Source organism: Lentzea aerocolonigenes (genome assembly GCF_000974445.1).
In the GTDB taxonomy this organism is placed as follows: domain Bacteria; phylum Actinomycetota; class Actinomycetes; order Mycobacteriales; family Pseudonocardiaceae; genus Lentzea; species Lentzea aerocolonigenes.
The window spans coordinates 483,293-502,298 of record NZ_BBOJ01000002.1 but is presented as its reverse complement, the minus strand read 5'-3'; the positions used below and the strand labels follow the sequence as shown (position 1 = coordinate 502,298).

Sequence of the window (19,006 nt, the reverse complement as noted above, 5' to 3'; positions counted from 1 at the left end):
ACGGTCCTGGGCTGTGAGAGTTGTGGTGCTGTCCGACACCCACGCGCCGCGGTTCTGGAAGCGGTGCCCACCGGCCGTGGCCGAGCACCTGCGGTCAGCCGACCTGATCCTGCACGGCGGGGACGTCTGCGTGGCGCCCGTGCTGGACGAGTTGGCCCAGTACGCGCCCGTCATCGCGGTGTGCGGCAACAACGACGGCGCGGACGTCGTGGCGTGGGGCGCGCAGGAGACCGCGGAGTTCGACATCGACGGGCTGCCGGTCGCGATGATCCACGACAGTGGTCAGAAGACCGGCCGGTTGGCGAGGATGCGTCGCCGGTTCCCCGAGGCCAGGCTCGTCGTCTTCGGACATTCGCACATCCCGTGGGACGAGGAGGAGGACGGGTTCCGCGTCTTCAACCCCGGCTCGCCCACCGACAAACGCCGTCAGCCGCAGGGCACGATCGGGTTGCTGGACGTCGTGGGCGGCGTGCTGCTCGACGCGCGGATCGTGCCGGTCACCCAGGAGGCGAGCCGCGGGCCGAGCACCTCGTAGACCTGCGGGTCGAACGCCATGCCGGTGTGCGTGCTGTGCACCTCGACGCACTCCGCGCACGGGTCCTGGCACAGCTGCCACGGCACGATGCCGTCCGCGCGCGAAAAGATCGAGACAGCGGGCACCCGCAACGGTTCGGCCAGGGTTTTCACGTGCTCGTCGAAGCACGGGCCGCGCATGCAGTCGTCGTCGAGCAGACCGGGCACGCCCGCGGACGCCAATCGGGCCAGAAATCGCGCGATGCGCAGGACGTCGGGGTGGGCGCCCAACGGGTCGAGCACGGGGCTGCCCAGCATCACCAGGCCGTGCACCAGGTCCGGGCGCCGGGCGGCGGCGAGGCGCGCGAGGCCGCCGCCACGGCTCTGGCCGAGCAGCACCACCGGACGACCGGTGCGCTCGGCGTGCTTCTCGGTGCTGTGCAGGAGCTTCGCCAGCAGGTCGGCGGTGCAGCCGACCGTGAACCCGACGCCGGCGAGGACCGGCCGGTACCCGCGGGCGCGCAGCCACGACCCGGCGGGCGAGAGGCTCGCGCCACCCGCGCCGAAACCGGGCACCAGTACGACACCGAGACCGTTGCCCTGACCCGGATCGGCGTTCCGCCACACCGGATGCCGCAGCAACCTCGGCACGTCCCACAACGCCCTGAGCGCACTCTCTCGCGCGGCGGACCGCAACCCGTCGAACATGACATTGGGTTGCCGACTACTTAGGACCTAAACCAAGTTTTTCGTGCACCGAGATGCTCGTGAGTGCGCGACGGTCGCCGGTCCGTCCGTCCACTTCAGACTGCACAGGGACTGTCTGCGGTTGATCAGCACGTCAGCGAGGCCTCCGCCCAGTCGGCGTGGTCGAAGTTGCGGCCGTCACCGGTGTCGGTGACGCGCAGGCTGAGCATCCGGACGCCCGACACGTCGACGTCGATCGGCACGGCCGCGCCTTTGCCCCAGAGGATTCCGCTGTCGTACAACGGTTTGTCGTCACCGACGACCTGGAACGCCACCGAGCCCGGTTCGGTGGTCTCGTCGTCGAGGCCGATCTTCGCGGTGAACCGGGTGCAGCCGCGTCCGAGGTAGATGCCCACGTCGGACGGCGCGTGCACGCCCAGCCCCTTGGCGTAGGTGACGCCGCCGACGGACAGCGCTCTGCCGTCGCCGCCGTTGTTCTCGCCGTTGGACGTGTTCCGTTCGACCGGCCCCCAGCCGTTGGTCTCGTTCATGAACGGCAGATCGCTGACCTGCGCTCCGTTCGCGGGGACCGGTGGTGGCACGAACGCCTTGACCGCCTGCTCGACGTGCACGCCGTCGCCGAAGGTGGCGACGACCGGTACGTCCACCGGGCCGACCTGGTCACCGGCCGTGAGCCGCCAGCTGCCGCTGACCGACTCACCCGGCGCGAGCTCGTCCCGTCGCACGACCTGTCCGGTCACCGTCCAGCCCTGCGGTGCGGTGGCTGTCAGCGCGACGTCGCGGATCTCCTGGTCGCCGTTGGTGAACGTGCCCGCCACCTCGACGGACGAGCCCGGCGTGACGTCGACGGTCCCGGTGGGCGTCACGGTCAGCGTCGTCCTCGGGACCTGGCGGATCGGCTGGTCACAGGTCTGCAGGCCGGGACGGTTCCGGCAGATGACCGCCGCGAAACCGCCGTTGCGCCTGGCGGGTACTTTCAGGGAGTCGGTGGCGCGCAGGACCTGCCGGTCGCGCACGACGTCGGAACGGGTCGCGGGGTCGCGCACGGTCTCGACCAGCCACTGGCCGGAGCCGAGGAAACCCAGTGGTGCCTTGAGGGTGCGCTGCTCGGCGGTGATGCCGCCGACGAACCACCTGTCGCCGTTGCGGCGGGCGACGACGGCGTGGGTGTCCGGGTCGCCGTCGAGCAACCTGGTCTCGTCCCAGACCGTCGGGAGCTGGTTGAGGTACCGCAACACCTGCGGATGCCGTTCGTAGGCCTCGGGTTTGTCGGCGAAGTGCGTCCAGCCCGACTCGTAGACGACCGGCAGCGCGGTCTCGTGCGCGATCGACGCCTCCTTCGTGCCGACCTCCAGCGACACCGGCGTGTAGTCCATCGAACCCGCGACGTTGCGCGTGAAGAACTGCACGGGGTTGTTGGCGGCGGGCGGTTCGTTCTCCGCGCCGCGCACGGCTTCCATGGTCAGCACGTGCGGCCAGGTGCGGGCGAGGCCGTGCGGGATGGTGGAGCCGTGGAAGTTGACCATCAGCTTCAGCTCGGCCGTCTTCCTCAGAACCTCGTCGTACCAGCGATAACGGGCCTGCGAGTCGGACTCCATGAAGTCGAGCTTCACGCCCTTCGCGCCCCACTGCTTGATCCGGGGCAGCACGGTGTCGCGTTCCTGCGGCGTGTCGAGGTCGCTCCACCGCAACCACAGCAGGATCTCCACGCCCTGCGCGCGAGCGTGGCGGATCAGTTCGGGCACCCACGCCGCGTTCCAGCCCTCGTCGACGAGCGCGTACTCCCACCCGTTGCGGGCGGCGAAGTCCACGTACTGCTTCTGCCGGGCGAAGTCGCCCGGGCTGGAGTGCTCGCTGAGCCACGACCACGCGACCTTGCCGGGCTTGATCCAGCTCCGGTCGGTGAAGGTCGCCGGCGTGGCCAGGTCGTCGACGAGCGTCGAGGTGCTCACGGTGGGAAGGTCGCCGACGATCGCGGTGCGCCACGGCGTGGTTCCGGTCGACTCGACCTGTGCGTCGGCCAGCACGACCTGGAAGCCGTTGCCGCTCTTGCGCAGCCTGCTTCCCGCGTACCGGCCGTCCACATCGGACTCGGTGAGCAGGGCGAAGTCGGTGCCGTTGCCGAAGAGGGAGGGGTAGCCGAAGTCGCCGGTCGCCTCGCCGGCCGTCGTCCGCACGCGGTTGGCCTCGTACCAGGCGTTGTAGGGGAGCAGCCACGCCTTCGCGTCGGCGGGGACGGTGAAGCTCGACGCCTCCGACGTGACGGTGGCGGGAGTGGGCAGCACGTAGCGGTAGGCGACGCCGTCCGGTGCGGCGCGGACGAGGAGGGCGAAGGCGCCGGCGGCGTTGCGGAAGCCGAGCCTGGTCTCGGTCATCCGGGTGGCGCGGTGCAGCCGTTTGCCGGCGGACATGTCGTAACGCTCGATGACAACGCGGTCAGAGCGGCCCGTGAAGGTCAGGTCTCTGGTGAGGTCCGCTGTGGTCGTCGTGATGCCGACGGAGGCCGGCTGGAGCACGGTTCTGCCCTGCCTGCGCACGGCCAGGGTCAGATTTCCGCCGGTGAGGGCGATGTGTGCGGTGACCTGGCCCGGACCTGAGACGGTCCAGGCGTCGGGTGCGGCCACAGCAGGCGCGGCGGGCAACAGCAGGGCGAGCACGATCGCAAGCAGTCGTGACATCGTTGTCAGCTCCCGGTGTGAGACCGCTCTCATCGTGTTGGCGCCACACGTTCCGGGTCAAGGGGCTGAAGGTGGTCAGTCCGTTCGTGTCACATGACGACGATTTCGATCTCCCTGCCGAGCTTGGCGCCGCCGAGCAGCTCCAGGTCGTCGCCGCTCCAGAACCGGCCGGGGTCGTACCAGTTCGGCCGGCGCTTGGGCAGCAGTCCCATCTCCTCGTACGTGACAGCCACGATCTCCGCGCAGAACGCGCTCTCCAGCGAGGCGTCGGCCTTGGGGCGCAACGGAACCCGCCCGCGCACCCAGCGCGAGGCGAGCTTCGCGGTCGACGGGAACGGCGTGCCGTCCAGCCGGGCCACCGTCCTGAGCGCGGCGTCCTCCATCTCGCGGCTGACGGCGTGGTCGAGCTGCCGCAGCCACGCCCGCTGCCCGTACTTGTCGTGCCACGTCACCACGGCGTCGCGCAGGTCGTGCAGCTGCGCCCCGCGCTGGTGCGTGCCGCTCCACATGTCCTTGAGGGACTTGCCGAGCTCGGCGTGCCACATCAACGGCGGCAGGTCGTCCAGCACGATGGCCATGCCCACGTGGTTGACCGGGCTGTTCGTCATGGCCTGGATCGCCCGGTCCGCGGCACTGCGCCCGCGGAACACCCACACGTCACCGGTGCGGGTCATCTCGACGGCTTGGTCCAGGGTTGTCGGCATAGCCCGATAGCCTAGGCACATGAAGCTCTGGAAGCTGCTCGGCATCGCCGCGTTCGCGGGTGTCGCGGCGAGCGGCGTGGTCATGGCCCGCAACCAGCGCCGCCGTGCCGCGTACACGCCGGACCAAATCAGGGAGCGTCTGCACGAACGGCTGGCCGAGGCCTCGCGCTCGGAATGAGCCGGTAGGCCACGAAGGACGCCACGACGAGCAGCACGGCCGCCACCAGCGCCGTGCCCTGCATCGCCTCCGTGAACGTGCCCGAGCGGGCCCACGCCGACAGCACGGTTCCGAGCACGGCGATGCCCAGCGCCGCGCCCAGCTCGTAGGCCGTCTCCGACACCGCCGACGCCGCGCCCGCCTTGTCCGCGGGCACGGCGGACACCACCGCGTCCGTCGTGAGGGTCAGTGCGAGCCCGACGCCGGCGCCGAGCACGACCAGTGCCACGGCGATCGCGCCGTAGCCCGAGGAGAAACCGACGATCGTCAGGCCGCCCGCGCTGACCAGGAGTCCCGCGGCGATCGCCCGGCCCGCGCCCAGCACGCGCACGACCGGGCCGATCACGGCGACCACGAGCACGCCGGCGACGCCGAGGGGGAGTTCGCGCAGGCCGGCCTCCAGCGGGGAGTAGCTCAGCACGTTCTGGAAGTACTGCGACAGGAAGAACACCAGGCCGGTCAGCGCGAAGATCGCGATCATGTTGGCGCCCACGGCACCGCTGAACGCCGGGGTGCGGAACAGCGCCACGTCGATCATCGGGTGCCGGGCGGACCGCTGGCGTCGCACGAACAGCGACAGGCCCGCCACGCCGACGAGTCCGGCCGCCAGCGCCGTCCAGGTCGGGCCCGCCAGGGCGACCTCCTTGATCGCGTACACCAGCGGGACCACGCCCACCGCCGACAGCGCGGCCGACACCAGGTCGAACGGGCCGGGGGCCGGGTCGCGCGACTCCGGCAGCCACCACGCGCCGAACACGAGCAGCAGCGCCATCACCGGCAGGTTGATGACGAACACCGAGCCCCACCAGAAGTGCTCCAGCAGGGCACCTCCGATCAACGGGCCCAGCGCGGCGCCCGCCGTCGCCGCGGCCGCCCACACCGCGACCGCCCGCGTGCGTTCCGCGGGGTCGGTGAACAGGTTCCGGATGATCGACAGCGTCGACGGCATGATCGTCGCGCCCGCCACGCCGAGCAGTGCGCGAGCCGCGATCAGCCATTCCGCCGACGGCGCGAACGCGGCCAGCAGTGACGCTGCTCCGAAGCCGAACGCGCCGGTGAGCAGCAGTTTCTTGCGGCCGATCCGGTCGCCGAGCGTGCCCATCGTGACGAGCAGGCCGCCGAGCACGAACGAGTAGATGTCGCCGATCCACAGCACCTGGGTGGCGGACGGCGCCAGGTCCCGCTGGAGTGCGGGCAGGGCGAGAGCCAGCACCGTGCCGTCGACCGCGATCAACAACAACGCGAGCGCCAGCACGCCCAGTGCCGCCCACTTCCGCATGACTTCCCCCTTTGCCGACCATCTGGTCTGCAAGCTAACGTACCGTCTGGACGGTCGGCTCGACAAAACGATAGGTTGACCACGTGCCCGGAGAACTGCGCAATGCGCCCCGTACGCGCCGTGAAGTGATCGAGGCGGCGGCGCGCGCGTTGATCGCACACGGACCTGGTGTCAGCCTCGACGCGGTGGCCAAGGAGGCCGGTGTCTCCAAGGGCGGGTTGCTGCACCACTTCCGCACGAAGCAGGCGTTGATCGTCGGCCTCATCGACGCGTGGTTCGACCACTACGACACGACGGTCGAGAGCCTTCTCGAACCCGAGGACACGCCGGGGCGCTGGACCCGCGCGCACATCCGCGCGACCTTCGAACCCGCCGGCCTGTGGTCTCACCCGTCTGTCGTAACGGCATTGATCGGCGTTCCCGAACTCCAGCAGTGCCTGGACGTGGCGGCGGCCCGCTGGCGGCAGCAAACCGATTCCGACGGGTTGCACCCGCAGCGTGCCGACCTCATTTCCCGTGCACTCGACGGAGTGACGCTGGCGGATCTGCTGTGGCGTGGTCAGGAGCCGGAGGAGGAGCGCCTGCAGACTCGTGATCTGCTGTTGAAGCTCACCGAACAGTCGGGGCCGCTCGTCTGAAAGTTGTCCGGCGGACGTTGTCCAGTGGAACAGCACTGACACTGGACAACGACATCTGCGTACCTTCGGAAGAGGTTGCACTCCGGGGGGAAGCACATGCCGATGGTGATGTCCGAATCCGCGCCCAAAGGCCGCGGATTGACCATTCTCTTCGAGTTGGAAGATCTCGCGCGCACCCGGTTCGCGCCGGCGCCGCTGCCGATGTACGAGCTGGTGTTCACGGTGCACAGCGGTGAGTGGGACCGCATGCTGCTGCCGCAGATCCGCCCGCTCGCCGAGCTGGTCCGGCCGGGTCGGTTCATCCCGGACTTCTTCAACTCCGCACGCCCCGACTTCGACGAGGCCGTGCGCCAGGTGCTCGACGTGCCCGCCACGCGCGTGCGTGACCAGATCGCGAGCATGCTGGGCACGACGTCGCCGTGGTTGCGGTCGTTCGCGGCCGGCACACCGACCTCGCGCCAGGACCTGCGGTCGGCGCTGCACTCGGGTTTCCGCGATCTGCTGTGCGCGAACTGGCCGGACACCCGCCAGGCGTTCGAGGCCGAGGTGCGCCTGCGGTCCTCGCAGGTGGTGGCGCGCGGGCTGGGCGACGTGCTGTGCAACCTGCACCCGTCGATCTCGTGGACCTCACCCGCGTTGCACGTCGAGCTGGGCTGGGACGCCGAGATCTCGTTGCGCGGCACCGGACTGCTGATCGTGCCGGTGCTGAACGGGCTGACCCGGCCCGCGGTGTCGATGTTCGCCGAACCGCAGCCGCTGCTCTTCTACCCCGTCGCGTCACCCCAGCCGGGTGGGGCGAGCCTCGAGCTCGCTCTCGGGCGCACCCGCACTCTCGTGCTGCGGGCGTTGACGTCCGAGCGCACCACCACCGAACTCGCCAAGCACGTGGGCGTCAGCCTGCCGACGGCCTCGCAACACGCGACCGCACTGCGCACCGCGGGTTTCGTCTCCACCCACCGCAACGGCCGGTCGGTCCGCCACCGCCTGACCAGACGTGGCTGGGAACTGCTGAACTGAACCTGGGAGGCCCGCATGACCGCGATGCCGCGGTACCGCACCGACCCGAGTCCCCGCGCGCTGGCCGCCCGGCTGCGTGCCCTGCGCACCGCCGACGTTCCCGTCGCCTGTGGTGTCTACGCCGGCCTGTCCACTCCCGGTCCTGCCTCCGCGCTGCACGCGCGGACCACCCACTCGATGGCGAAGGCGTTCGTCGCCGGTGCGTCAGCGGGTGTTCCGCGTTTCGAACCACCACCCTCCGCGCACCTGCGGCTGCTCACGGCGGCGAGCTGGGGAAGGCTCGACGGCGTCGGCGCGGACATGACGACGTTCCCCGCCGACCTCGCCTCCGGACTGTGGTGGCGGGTGCACGAGCACGCCGCCGGCTCGTTGAGCGCGGCCGAACGTCGCGTGGCCTGCGATCTGCTGCTGCGCCTGGGATATCCGCAGCGCGCCGCCTCGGTGATCGGACTGTCCGTGATCGACGCCCGCAGGCACGTGTTCGCTCCCGAGTTCGCCGTGGAGCAGCTCGCCGTGCTGCGGTGCCACCTCCCGGCCTCCGCGGTGGAAGCGATGGCGTTGCACGGCGCCAGATCTTCGCTTCCTCCCGAGACCCGGCGGGACCTCGCGCTGTTCGTGGTGTTCCGCGCCGCTGCCCGCGGCGTCGACTCCACCTCCCTGCAGGCCGGCGCGGCGCTCGCGGTGAAGGCGGCCTCGGAGCGGCCCCAGAACGGGTTCACCGGCGCGCTGAGCAGAGCACGCCTGCACCGCGCGATCGCCGCGGTTCCGTTCGTGCGCCGCGACATCCAGGAGACGCACCGACTGCTCGGCCGGGCGTTGGAAAGCCTGGCCTCGGCCACGCCGGGCGACGCCGAGATGGACAGACTGGCGTGGCTGGACGAGGCCTACGCCCTGCACTGCCTCCTCGTGCGGACCCACCTCGCCGCCGGTCTCGGGCAGCGCGCGGTGGCGTGCGCCGATGAGCTCGTCGAGCTCAGTCCGGGCGACGACAGGACGTGGGCGTTGAAGGGCGACGCCCTGGCCGCGTGCGGCCTGCTCGACGACGCGCTGGACGCCTACGGCCGCGGCATCGCGCTCGGGGGCTGGGGTGCTGCTCGTGCCGCGTACCTCCGCGGTTTCGTGCTGGAACGGCTCGGCCGGGCGGCCGAGGCCGCCGAGGACAACGTGCTGTCCCAACGCATCGATCCGACCTCCTCGGTCGTGTCAGCGGGCATCGGCGGTGACCAGCAGCCGCAGGTGCGCTCCGAGCCAGGTGCTCGCGGCCGGGGCGTCGGCGAACGCCGTGACGCGGGCCGCCGCCGTGCGCAGACCCGTGCGGTGCAGGTGCGTGCCGACCTCGCGCACGCGGGCGAGCAGGCTGTCCGTCAGGTGGTCCAGGCCGCGGTGCGCGGCCTCGGCTAACACCGTCAGAGCGCTGTCGACCGCCGCGCTCAACGGGTCGGTGGCCGTGACGCCGGGCGGAAGCGGTTGCGGTGCCGTATCCGCCGCCAGGTCCAGGACGACCACTCCGGTCTCGGTGTGGACGGCCAGCGGGTCGACGACCAGCGTGCCGCGGTGGCGGCGGACGGCACCGGTGACCGTCGTCGGGTTGGCGCGCAACGCCTGCGCCAGCGCGTCGAGGGAGTTCGGCGCGACGGCGCGGTGGTTCGCCTCCAGGACGCACGTGGTCCCGGTGGCGCTGTGCAGCGTGGCGGTGAGGCGTTGCGCGGCGGGGTCGTAGGCCGGGCCGGACACCTCCGCGACCCGGACCGCCCGGACCAGCTCCGCCTCGACCCTCGCGCGGACCTGGCGCGGCGGCAACTCGGCGAGGTGGGCGGCCGCCGCGTCGTAGTCGTCGATCACCAGCGCCTGCGGCAGGTCGGCCCACGACGTCCCCACCGGAGTCAGCGAGGTCTTCGCGACCCGGCTGGTCTTCAACGTCACCGCGCGGCTCGCACTGCGGGTCGCCGACTCGGACACGACGTTCGACGCCGCCAGCTGCCGGCTGGTGCGCAGGGGAGTGTCGCGCTGCACCAGCACCACGTCGCCGGAAGCGAAGTAGACGTCCGCCGTGGACTCGCTGCGCAGACGTGCGCCCAGCGCGGTCAGCCGGACCCGTTTGAGCGGTGTCTCGGCGGGCTCGTCCGGACCGAGCACCTCGGCGCGCGGCCCGGTCGCGGTGGTCCTCGCGTGCAGCTCGGTCAGCAGCGCGGCGAACCGTTCGGCTTCGTAGTCCGCGCTTCTGCGGCGATAGGCGGTGAGCTGGGCCAGCAGGTCGGTGATCACCGCCGCCGGCCAGTGCAGGCGCTGGACGCTCAGGTCGCGGTGCAGTCGCTGCCACGCGACGTCCAGCACCTCGCTCGCGTTGGTGGCGCCGTCGAGCAGCAGCTGGTCGAGCAGATCGGTGACCGCCGTCAGATCCGTCGCGGTGGTGGGAGATCCGCCGACGTCGACCGTGTCCTGTGCGTCAGCCGCCTCCCGGAAGGCCCACACCGCCAACGCCGTCGCCTCGTCGCGGTTGACGGCGTCCGTGTGGACGTACGACAGGTCGCCGGGCACGAGGAACGTCACCGTGCACGTGGGGAGCTCCGCCTGCGCGGTCTGGTCCTCCGCGGTCGGGTGGCGGAGCTTGGCGCGGTAACCGGCCTGGAACGCCCGGCGCGCGCGGCGCAGCGTTCGTTCGCCCATCAACGCGGCCAGGTCGGCGTCCGTGACCGCGCTCGGCGACCACAGCTCGGCGGGAGCCGTGGCCTCTTGAGTGCGTTGGTAGGCGAGCACCACCGCAATGCGGTGCCGGCACACGCCCGCCGCGCCGCAGCTGCACCCGGCGGCGTCGAGCGTGGTGCCCGGCGGCAACGTGGTCGTGGTGCCGTCCGGGAACTTGCCCTGGACGGCACCGGCGGGATCGGTGTCGAGCGCGGGCACGACACCGGCGTCGAGCTCCTTGGCGGCGCGCTTCACCAGACCGCGGTTGGCGAGCGCCGCGAGCGCGTCGGGGGTGAGGGCGAGCAGGTCGGGTCTGGTCACCTGAGCTTCTCCGCAACGAATTCCGCGAGCTGGCCGGGGGTCATCGCGCCGACGTGGGCGCCGGCGTTGGCGAGCCGCTGGCCCAGCGCGCGGTCGTAGTCCGGGTTCGCCTCCTCGTCCAGCGCCGCCAGGCACAGCACGTGGGTGCCCTGCTCGCACAGGCCTTTCACCGTGCGCACGAGGTGCGTCTCGTTGCCACCCTCGTAGAAGTCGCTGATGATCGCCACGATCGCGCGGCGCGGGCTGTCGACGAGCCCTGCCCCGTAGGCCGTGGCCTTGGCGATGTCCGTGCCACCTCCCAGCTGCACCTTCATCAGCAGCTCGACCGGGTCGGTCACGTCGGAGGTCAGGTCGACCACGTTGGTGTCGAAGGCGATCAGGTGCGTGCGGAGTCCCGGCAGCCCCCACAGGCAGGCCGCGGTGACCGCCGAGTGGATCACCGAGCTGGTCATCGACCCCGACTGGTCCACCAGCAGGATCACCTGCCACTGCTCGACGTGCCGCCTGGTGCGGGAGACGAACTTCGGGTGCTCGATCGCGAGCTTGCGCTCCTCCGGCTGGTAGCGCTGGAGGTTCGCCCTGATCGTCGAGCGGAAGTCGAAGTTGCGCGAGTTCTTGTGGATGCTCGGTCTGCGTGACCGCGTGCCGCTGAACGCCGTGCGCACCTCGGTCTTGAGCTTCTCCATCAGCTGCTTCACGACCGCTTCGACGATCTTGCGCGCCATCGCGAGCACGGCGGGGTTCATCAGGTGCTTGGTCCGCAGCACCGCCCGCAGCAGTGCGGGGTTCGGCTCGATCCGTTGCAGCACCTCGGGATCCGTCACGACGTCGGTGATCTCGTACCGCTCGACCGCGTCGCGCTCCAGGCGTTCGATCGTCTCGCGCGGGAAGAGGTGGTGGACCTCGTCCAGCCAGTCGACGGTCTGCAGCACCGAGTCCTCGCTGCCGCCCTTGCGCACACCGCGTTCGGCCAGCTCGGGATCGCGCCCGTAGAGCCACTCCAGCGCGGCGTCCCTGCGCGCCGCCTCACCCTGCAAGCCGCCCGTGCACCGCGAGGCCGGTTCACCGAGGATGAGCCGCCAGCGTTCCAGGTCCGTCATGCCAGCCCGCCCTTCACCAGCAGCTTCTCGACGCGCTGCTCCACCGCCATCGCCTCCGCCACGACCATCGGATCGGCGTTCAGCCGGGTGACACCTCTCGCACTGCCCTCGACGCCGCGGTGGCTCAGGACGGTGGCCGCGATGGTTTCCCGTTCCCTGGGCGGGAAGTAGCTGAACGCGAGCCGCAACGCGGGCAGCGCCACCAGGAACTCGTCCTCGGTCATCGCGCTGACCAGCTCGTCCAGCACCCCGACGAGATCAGGGCTCGCGAGCACCTCTTCCCGTGCCACCGCGAACAACCCGGCGAGCCAGTCGCCGAGCGCCTCGATGCCGCGCACCTTCCGCACGTCCGGCTGGGTGCCGAGCGACCAGGCGAGCCCGAGCGCCGCACCCCGCAGGTCCGGCGGAGCCTGCGCGTCGTCGCTCACGCGCGTGGCCACACCCGTGACGTCCACGACGTCCAGCGACAGCGCGGACTTCGCGTGCACCACGGCGTCCCTGGTCGCCGCCATCGCCTTGAGCCGGTGCGGATCAGCCGGCGCCGGACCGCCGTGCAGCCCTTCGACCAGCCACAGCACCCTGGCCGTGCCCGCGTCGATCACCGCGCCGAGCAACGGGTCCTTCCTGCCGCCGAACACCCTGTCGTGCCGCCACAGGCCGAGCACACCGCTCAGCACCTGGCCCAGCGCCGCGAGGTCACCTGTCTCCCGGACGCCTTCGTCGATGGATTCCTTGACCCTGCCGGAGACCGAGGAGATCCCGCACAGCACGGCGTCGAACAGGATGCCCGCGAGGTGCCGCAGCGGCGCGTTCCGGGACCGGCGTTCGAGCGCCACCCCGGCCGCTTCCTCCAGCGTGGCACCGTTCTCGGCGGCCTCGATCAGCGCCGCCAGCCGGTCGTCGGTCGGCCGCAGCGTCCACTGCTCGTCCAGCTGCGGTTGCGCGCCCTCCGACGGCCCGCTCGTGCGTTCGAAACCGGGAATCCGCAAGACCCGCAGACGGTGCAGGATCCTGCTGCGCTCCAACGCCTCCGCGTCCGTGAGGTCGAGCGCGATCTTGCCCTCCTGGTCGAGCCCGTGCGCGCGCAACAGCTCCTGCACGGCGTTGACCAACGGCGGCGCCGGTGTGCTCGGGTGCAGCCGCCCGACCCTGTCGCCGCGCAACGCCGCGATCATCTCGACGAGCGCGGGGTGAGCGCCGGGTTGCAGCGTGCCTCGTCGTGTCCACGGTGGCGGCTGCGTCAGGTCCTCGGAGATCAACGCGCTCGTCAGCCCGTCCAGCACGTCCGTGCGCGCCAGGTTCTCGTGCCCGCGCAACCGGGCCAGCGCGCCCGCCTGGGTGTGCGCGGCGATCAGGTCCGCCGTCGACACCGGCTGCTGCCTCCTGCGCAGCCGTGTCGCGACCGACTCGACCAGCCAGTCCGCCGCGCGCTGCGCCCCGGTCTCCCAGACCTGCTGGTAGTAGCCGGGAGACGGCATGCCCGACTGGTACCCGGTGAACGCGTCCAGCCGCGCGTGGGAGTACGGCACGAGGTAACTGGCACCTCGGTCGCGTTCCGGCACTTCTGGCCACCCCGTGACATCTTCCGGGCCGCCGTCGAGCTTCGCCTTGAGAGCAGGCGTGTGGAAGCCGCCGGTGACCACGACGACCGGCCGGTCGCCCGCGTCCTTCACCGCCGCCCGCACCCAGCTCGCCATGTACTCCTCGCGCGCCGAGTCGCCGTCGTCCGCGGTGGCCGTGCCGCGCAGGAGGTCGAAGTACTCGTCCATCCCCTTCGGCTCGGCCTCGCACTCGAAGAGGTGGTCCCACAGCACGTCGACGTTGTCGACCGCGAACTCACCGCACAGCCGCTCGACCACCTCGGCGTAGCGCAGTTCCGCGTCGGCGTACCTGTTGCTGACGTCCCGGAACGCCTCGTGCCACGCGGGCAGGTCGATGAACCTGACCTCCGCCCCGCACCTGCGCGCCTCGGTGATCGCCACCCACTCCGGTGAGTAGTCGCAGAACGGCGACCACGACGCGTGCTCGTCGGAGTAGCTGAACAGCGCCACCGGCAGCTCGTGGCCCAGCAGCAGCTCGTCGATGCGCTCGTTGAAGTCGGCGGGACCTTCGATCAGCACGTACGCGGGCTGCTGCTCCTCGATCGTGGCGGCGACCAGCCGGGCACAGGCGGGACTGTGGTGCCGGACGCCGACGAACACGGCCCCCATCAGCCGGGCAGCAGGTGCCGCGCCTGGTGCAGCTCCTGCCACTGCTTGCCCTTGCGGCGAGGCGCGTGCTGCTCCAGGTACCGCCGGAGCCTCGCCAGGTCCTCCGCGTTGTCCTTCGCCGCCGTCCCCGCGAGGCACTCCACGACGTCCGCGGCCGATCCGCTCTCACCGCGCAGGAACCACCCGCGCAACCCGACGGCGTGCGCCACCGACACCGCCTCGGCGGTGCTCATCACGGTGGTGAGCCGGTCGTTGCCCTCGCGCAGGTCGCGGAACGTCCGCACCAGCACCTCCAGCACGTCCCGCTTCGGCGCGAGCTCCACTCCGGACCGTTCGAGCAGCTTCGCCGCCTCCTGCTCGACCAGGGCGAGCTCGGTGTCGAAGTCCGCGATGGGGAACACCGTCTCGAAGTTGAACCGCCGCTTCAGCGCCGCGCTCATCTCGTTGACCCCTCGGTCCCGCGTGTTCGCCGTGGCGATCACGTTGAACCCGTCCTGAGCGAACACCATGCCGTCCGGGCCGTTGAGCTCCCCGATCGCCATCACGCGGTCGGACAGCAACGACAGCATGCAGTCCTGCACCTCCAAGGGGCACCGCGTGATCTCCTCGAACCGCACGATCTTGCCCTCGGTCATGCCCCGCAGCATCGGCGCCGGCACGAGTGAACGCGGCGACGGCCCTTCCGCCACCAGCAGCGCGTAGTTCCACGAGTACTTGATCTGGTCCTCGGTGGTCGCCGCACCGCCCTGGATCGTCAGTGTCGACTCGCCGCACACCGCGGCCGCGATCAGCTCGGACAGCAGCGACTTGGCCGTGCCCGGCTCACCGACGAGCATCAGGCCGCGGCTCGTGGCCAGCGTGACCAACGCTCTGTCCACAAGGGACGGATCGCCCACGAACTTCTTGGTGATGCCCCGCTTCTCGTCGCCGACCACGAACCGGCGCGCGGCGTCGAGGCTCATCGCCCAGCCGGGCGGCTTGGGTGCGGCGTCGCCGTCGCGGAGGCGGGCGAGCTCGTCGGCGTAGCGGACCTCGGCCGGCGGACGCTGCATCGTCTGGGTGCTGGTCATGACTGCAGGGACTCCAGTTCGGTGAGGAGCTCGGAGATGGTGATCGGGTCGACGTCGAAGGTGGGTGGCGCGTCCTTCGGCGCGGACCAGTCTCCGCGACCGCTGGGGGAGAACCACACCCCGGTGAAGCTGACCTCGGGGAAGACGTCGACGGCACCGACGGCGATGCCGGGATCGAGGGAGAGCACGAGCGCGCCGCCGTCCGGGAACGGGCGGGTGATCCAGCACTCGACGCCCGCGTCCTGCGGTTCGCCGCGCACCCAGCCCTTCTTGGTGAGGCCGAGGATCTTGCCGATCGGGTACGGGGTGTCGCAGTACTTCGTGATCCGGGCCAGGAGGTCGTCGTCGGCCGCCAGCACGTGCAGCGGGCGGCTCAGTTGCGGGAACGGCTGGAGGATCTCGTAGTCGGCGAAGACCTCGCCCCACACTTCCACCGTGCCTTGGAGGTCGGCCGGGTGGGCCACGCGGACGACGGCGTCTGCGGGCAGGGTGAACTCGTCGTCGCCGGAGTCGGCGAGCGTGCGGTCTTCTGCCAGGCGGAAGGTGACGCCCTCGTCGGTGATCCACACCAGGCGTCGGACCAGGTGCCACAGCAGCGGGTGCGAGGCGAGAACGGTCTGGAACTCGTCGGCGGTCCACGTGCGCTGGTCGACCATGGCACGTTCGAGACGCTGGATCTGGTCGGACGCGATGGTGCGAACGTCCTTCTTCAGCGCCATGAACCGCTTGTGCTCCAGCGGTGCCTGGTCCTGGTCGTCCTTCGCGCCGGGTTTGGGCAGGTCTTTGCGGCGCTTGCCGTCCGGGTCGAGGACGTAGGGCTTGAGCTGTTCGTCGAAGCCGACGGTGAACTGCCGGACCCCGTAGTCGATCACCAGGGTCGCGGCGTCGTCCAGGCCGAGGCGCGGGACCAGGCGGTCGGACAGCTGGTCGCGGGACAGGCCGAGCTCGGCGGCGATCTGGGCGACCTTCTCCTGGGCGCGTTCCTTGAGGCCCTTGAACTTCACCTTCTCCGCGATGCCGTTCAGGTGGGACAGCGCGACCTCGGTGCCGATGTCCGCGAGGACGTCGAGGCCCGCGACCGCCTTGGCGTGCTGGCTCTCACCCGGCCAGTTGCGGATCAACGGCGACAGCGCGCGCACCGTCGAGTCGTCGCCGAACCAGCCGAGCGCAGTCAGCGCCCAGCTCTCCTTCGACGGCGCACCGGCCTGCTGCCACGCCTGGAAGACCGCCCAGGCGAACTCGGCCAGCGAACTCGGATCGAGCGCTTCGCGGGCCGACGCCAGACCTGCGTAGACCTCGCCCGGCTTCGACAGAGCGGCCGTCATCAGCAGGTGCCCGGCGGCTTCCGGCGACAACGCGTGCCTGCGGTCGCGCAGCGCGACCTGGGGCAGCAGACGTGCGTCGGCCCACTCGCCGATCACCGGCAGCTTCGCGGGCAGCACGTCGACCGGGTCGACCGACAGCACGACGTCGATCGCGGCCTGGGCGCCGGACGACGCGGCGACGGCGGCGACGTCCACCCCGATGCCGTTGAGGTGACGCAGCGCCGCCTCGGCGTTGCGACGTGCGGCGCCGGCCTTCCCCGCCGCGGCGGGGATGAGGAGAGCGGCGGCCAGGTCGCGGTGCCGGGCCAGCCAGTCGAGCCCCCACCGCCGGGCCTGCTTGGACCGGGCGAACCACTCGGCCATCAGCGCGGCCACCTCGGCGGTGGCGAAGGGCAGCAGCACGGCGCCGCCCGTCCCCGGCACGGACCTGGCGAGCTGCAGGAGAGCGGGCACGGAGTCGAGACCGAACCGCGCGGCGACCCGCTTGCCCCAGTCCTCGAACCCGTAGTGGTAGTTCGGCTTCCAGTCCGCGAGCAGCGACCGCACCTCTTCCTCAGGCGCCAGGAGGAACAGATCGCTGTCGAAGTACCTGATGTCGCCCGAACGGTAGTCCGCGAGCAGCTTCCGCCAGTCGAGGTGATCGCCGTACCACTCACTCCCGCACTCCACCCACGCCTCGCGCTCGCCTGGCCGCCACACCACGGACCCCGCGGGTACCGGAAGATCCGCCAGCACCACGGGCTTCACCGGCGGACGACGGTGCAGCCACGGCGGCTTGGCGAGCACCGCCGGCAGCTGGTCCGCGCTCGCCTCCGGCAGGGCCCGCACCCCGGACGCGGCCAGCACAGCGGCCACCTCGTCAGGCACGGTGAGCCCGGGGTTCGACAGCAGATGCGCCTGCAACAACTGCCGCGCGTCATCACTGGACGACACCCGTTCGGCCAGCAACCGAGCCGCCCGCACCGGAAACGCCGCCATCGCGGACAGCAGAGCGGGCCGCACGTACTTGCCGTCCACCCGGTCGAGCAGAATCGTGAACGCCTCGTCCGTGGGCAACGCCGCCAGCACCTTGAGCACGAGCTTGCGGGTGTCCGCGACCTGGTACTCGCCGTCGAGTTCCTCGGCGAGCAACGGCGCGATCGCCGGCCCCAGCACGTAGACCGCCGTGTACAGGACGAAAGCCGCGCCCGTCAGCGAGTGCTTGGACTTCTCGTAGTCCTCGAAGCTGCCGGCACTGCACGGCAACGTCCACCACTGGTTGGGCCGGTACGGCACCTTGCACGCCTCGGCGAACCAGTCGGCCCGCGCGGGCACGAGGAACGACCGCAGCTCCTTGATCGTCGGCGTGCCGCCCATGTCCGCCAGCGCGGCCTCGGCAGCCTCACGCGACGCGTCGTCCGCCACCGCGAGCGCGTACCGGAGGGTGGTGAGCATCCGGCCTTCGGGTTCGTTGACCGAGGTGTGCAGGTTCTCGCGCCGCGTCTGCAGGCGGATGTCGGTGAACTTCCCGCGCCGCTCGTCCCACTGCTCGGAGAACGTCAGCCCCATGTACTCGACGACCGCGGTGGCGGCGAAGGCCAGGCCGTGGTCGGCGATCCAGGCGTGCACCGACGGCAGCCCGGAGTTCGTGATGGCCGCGATCGCTGCCGCGCCGACGGGGTTCGACCGGCCGCCGAGGTGCTCGCGGGTCGCGCTGACCAGTTCGGGCTTGGAACCCTTGGTGGACAACGCTCGTTCGATCGTGTCGGCCTGATCGGTGGCCTGCTGGCGGGCGGTGGCGGCTTTCGCGCTGTCCACGGAGAAGTCCGGGGGTGGGGTTGAGCCGCGCTGGCGGATGGCGTGTTGGAGCCACGGCTTGGGCATGGCCCAGGTGTCTTCGTCGGTGGTGGACGGCTGGGGGATGGGGGCGGGAGCGTGGGTGGGGGCTGTGGGTGGGGTGGCGGTGATCGTGTTGGGTGCGGCGGGCTGGTTGGCGATGACGGCGGTCTGGCTGGGAGAGGTCTGGTCGGTCGTGGCGAGGGTTTGGTTGGGGGCGGCCTGATTGGCCGTGGCGGGAGTCTGGTCGGCGGTGGTGTGGTTGGCGGCAAAGGCGGTCTGGACTGCCGGGGCGGTCTGGCTGGGGGCAGCAGAGGCCTGATCGGCGACAGAGGTCCGGCTGCCCTCGGGAAGCTGGCTGTCCGTGGGGACGGCCTGGGTGGCGGTCGCCGCGATCTCGTCACCGGCGGCCTCGGCGACGCTGGCCCGGTCCGCGGCGATCGACTGCCCGGCGGAGCCCGCTGACTGCCTGGTGGTGTCTACCGGCTGGTCGGCGGTGTTCAGCGACTGCCCGGCGGTGTCCACCGGTCTGTAGCCCTTCTTCTCCTTCTCCGCCACCAGTTTCGCGACGTGCGCCTCGGCGGCCTCCTCGGACGCGAGCTCCTTCGTCTGGGCCTGGCCGTTCGTCGCCAGCCGTCCGAACCGGACGGTCACGGTCGCGCCGGACTGGCCGATCTCCCAGAACTTCGCGGAGCTGTCCGCGACGAGTTCCCACCTGCGCACTGC

The 19,006-nt window shown here is 71.1% G+C and carries 13 protein-coding genes; 4 read left to right on the top strand and 9 right to left on the bottom strand.

The window, feature by feature from the left end; all coding sequences use genetic code 11:
• Nucleotides 1-13 precede the first annotated feature (13 nt).
• Entirely contained in the window at nt 14-535 is a 522-nt protein-coding gene (locus AOM45_RS49240; protein WP_081902458.1) for a metallophosphoesterase family protein, read from the top strand.
• Here AOM45_RS49240 and AOM45_RS05910 read toward each other — a convergent pair.
• The 3 genes from AOM45_RS05910 to AOM45_RS05900 form a co-directional block, all read right to left on the bottom strand.
• Nucleotides 427-1,221, bottom strand: a complete 795-nt coding sequence (locus AOM45_RS05910; RefSeq protein ID WP_063757128.1) for an alpha/beta fold hydrolase — start codon at nt 1,219-1,221, stop codon at nt 427-429. The genes AOM45_RS49240 and AOM45_RS05910 overlap by 109 nt on opposite strands.
• Before the next feature lie 125 nt (nt 1,222-1,346).
• Complete coding sequence (locus AOM45_RS05905; protein ID WP_236703173.1) at nt 1,347-3,899, bottom strand: NPCBM/NEW2 domain-containing protein; 2,553 nt, start codon at nt 3,897-3,899, stop codon at nt 1,347-1,349.
• 89 nt (nt 3,900-3,988) lie between these two features.
• Nucleotides 3,989-4,603: a hypothetical protein gene (locus AOM45_RS05900; RefSeq protein ID WP_030470651.1), complete on the bottom strand. Its 615-nt coding sequence runs from the start codon at nt 4,601-4,603 to the stop codon at nt 3,989-3,991.
• A gap of 19 nt (nt 4,604-4,622) precedes the next feature.
• Between AOM45_RS05900 and AOM45_RS51690 the strand changes: the two genes are divergently transcribed.
• Complete coding sequence (locus tag AOM45_RS51690) at nt 4,623-4,781, top strand: hypothetical protein (protein ID WP_169774279.1); 159 nt, start codon at nt 4,623-4,625, stop codon at nt 4,779-4,781.
• Here the strand turns inward: AOM45_RS51690 and AOM45_RS05895 are convergent.
• Nucleotides 4,732-6,099: an MFS transporter gene (locus AOM45_RS05895; RefSeq protein WP_035912109.1), complete on the bottom strand. Its 1,368-nt coding sequence runs from the start codon at nt 6,097-6,099 to the stop codon at nt 4,732-4,734. The genes AOM45_RS51690 and AOM45_RS05895 overlap by 50 nt on opposite strands.
• 83 nt (nt 6,100-6,182) lie before the next feature.
• On the opposite strand from AOM45_RS05895, the gene AOM45_RS05890 reads away from it, so the two are divergent.
• Together AOM45_RS05890 and AOM45_RS05885 are read left to right on the top strand one after the other, a co-directional pair.
• Nucleotides 6,183-6,737, top strand: a complete 555-nt coding sequence (locus AOM45_RS05890) for a TetR/AcrR family transcriptional regulator (protein WP_063757129.1) — start codon at nt 6,183-6,185, stop codon at nt 6,735-6,737.
• A gap of 138 nt (nt 6,738-6,875) precedes the next feature.
• The gene (locus tag AOM45_RS05885; RefSeq protein ID WP_236703170.1) at nt 6,876-7,754 is read left to right on the top strand and encodes an ArsR/SmtB family transcription factor; all 879 of its coding nucleotides are present in this window, start codon (nt 6,876-6,878) and stop codon (nt 7,752-7,754) included.
• Between the two features lie 1,203 nt (nt 7,755-8,957).
• Here the strand turns inward: AOM45_RS05885 and AOM45_RS05875 are convergent.
• Genes AOM45_RS05875 through AOM45_RS05855 form a run of 5 tightly spaced genes read right to left on the bottom strand, consistent with a single transcriptional unit; the run spans nt 8,958 to nt 19,003 of the window.
• Nucleotides 8,958-10,760 (bottom strand): YehQ family protein, encoded by a 1,803-nt coding sequence (locus AOM45_RS05875; protein WP_030470656.1) that lies wholly within the window; start codon nt 10,758-10,760, stop codon nt 8,958-8,960.
• Entirely contained in the window at nt 10,757-11,860 is a 1,104-nt protein-coding gene (locus tag AOM45_RS05870) for a VWA domain-containing protein (RefSeq protein WP_030470657.1), read from the bottom strand. Before AOM45_RS05870 ends, AOM45_RS05875 begins: the two co-directional genes overlap by 4 nt.
• The gene (locus AOM45_RS05865) at nt 11,857-14,112 is read right to left on the bottom strand and encodes a DUF5682 family protein (protein ID WP_236703169.1); all 2,256 of its coding nucleotides are present in this window, start codon (nt 14,110-14,112) and stop codon (nt 11,857-11,859) included. The genes AOM45_RS05870 and AOM45_RS05865 overlap by 4 nt, the downstream gene beginning before the upstream one ends.
• Entirely contained in the window at nt 14,070-15,140 is a 1,071-nt protein-coding gene (locus AOM45_RS05860; RefSeq protein ID WP_030470659.1) for an ATP-binding protein, read from the bottom strand. Before AOM45_RS05860 ends, AOM45_RS05865 begins: the two co-directional genes overlap by 43 nt.
• Nucleotides 15,137-19,003 (bottom strand): DUF4132 domain-containing protein, encoded by a 3,867-nt coding sequence (locus AOM45_RS05855; protein ID WP_051784223.1) that lies wholly within the window; start codon nt 19,001-19,003, stop codon nt 15,137-15,139. The genes AOM45_RS05860 and AOM45_RS05855 overlap by 4 nt, the downstream gene beginning before the upstream one ends.
• Nucleotides 19,004-19,006 lie beyond the last annotated feature (3 nt).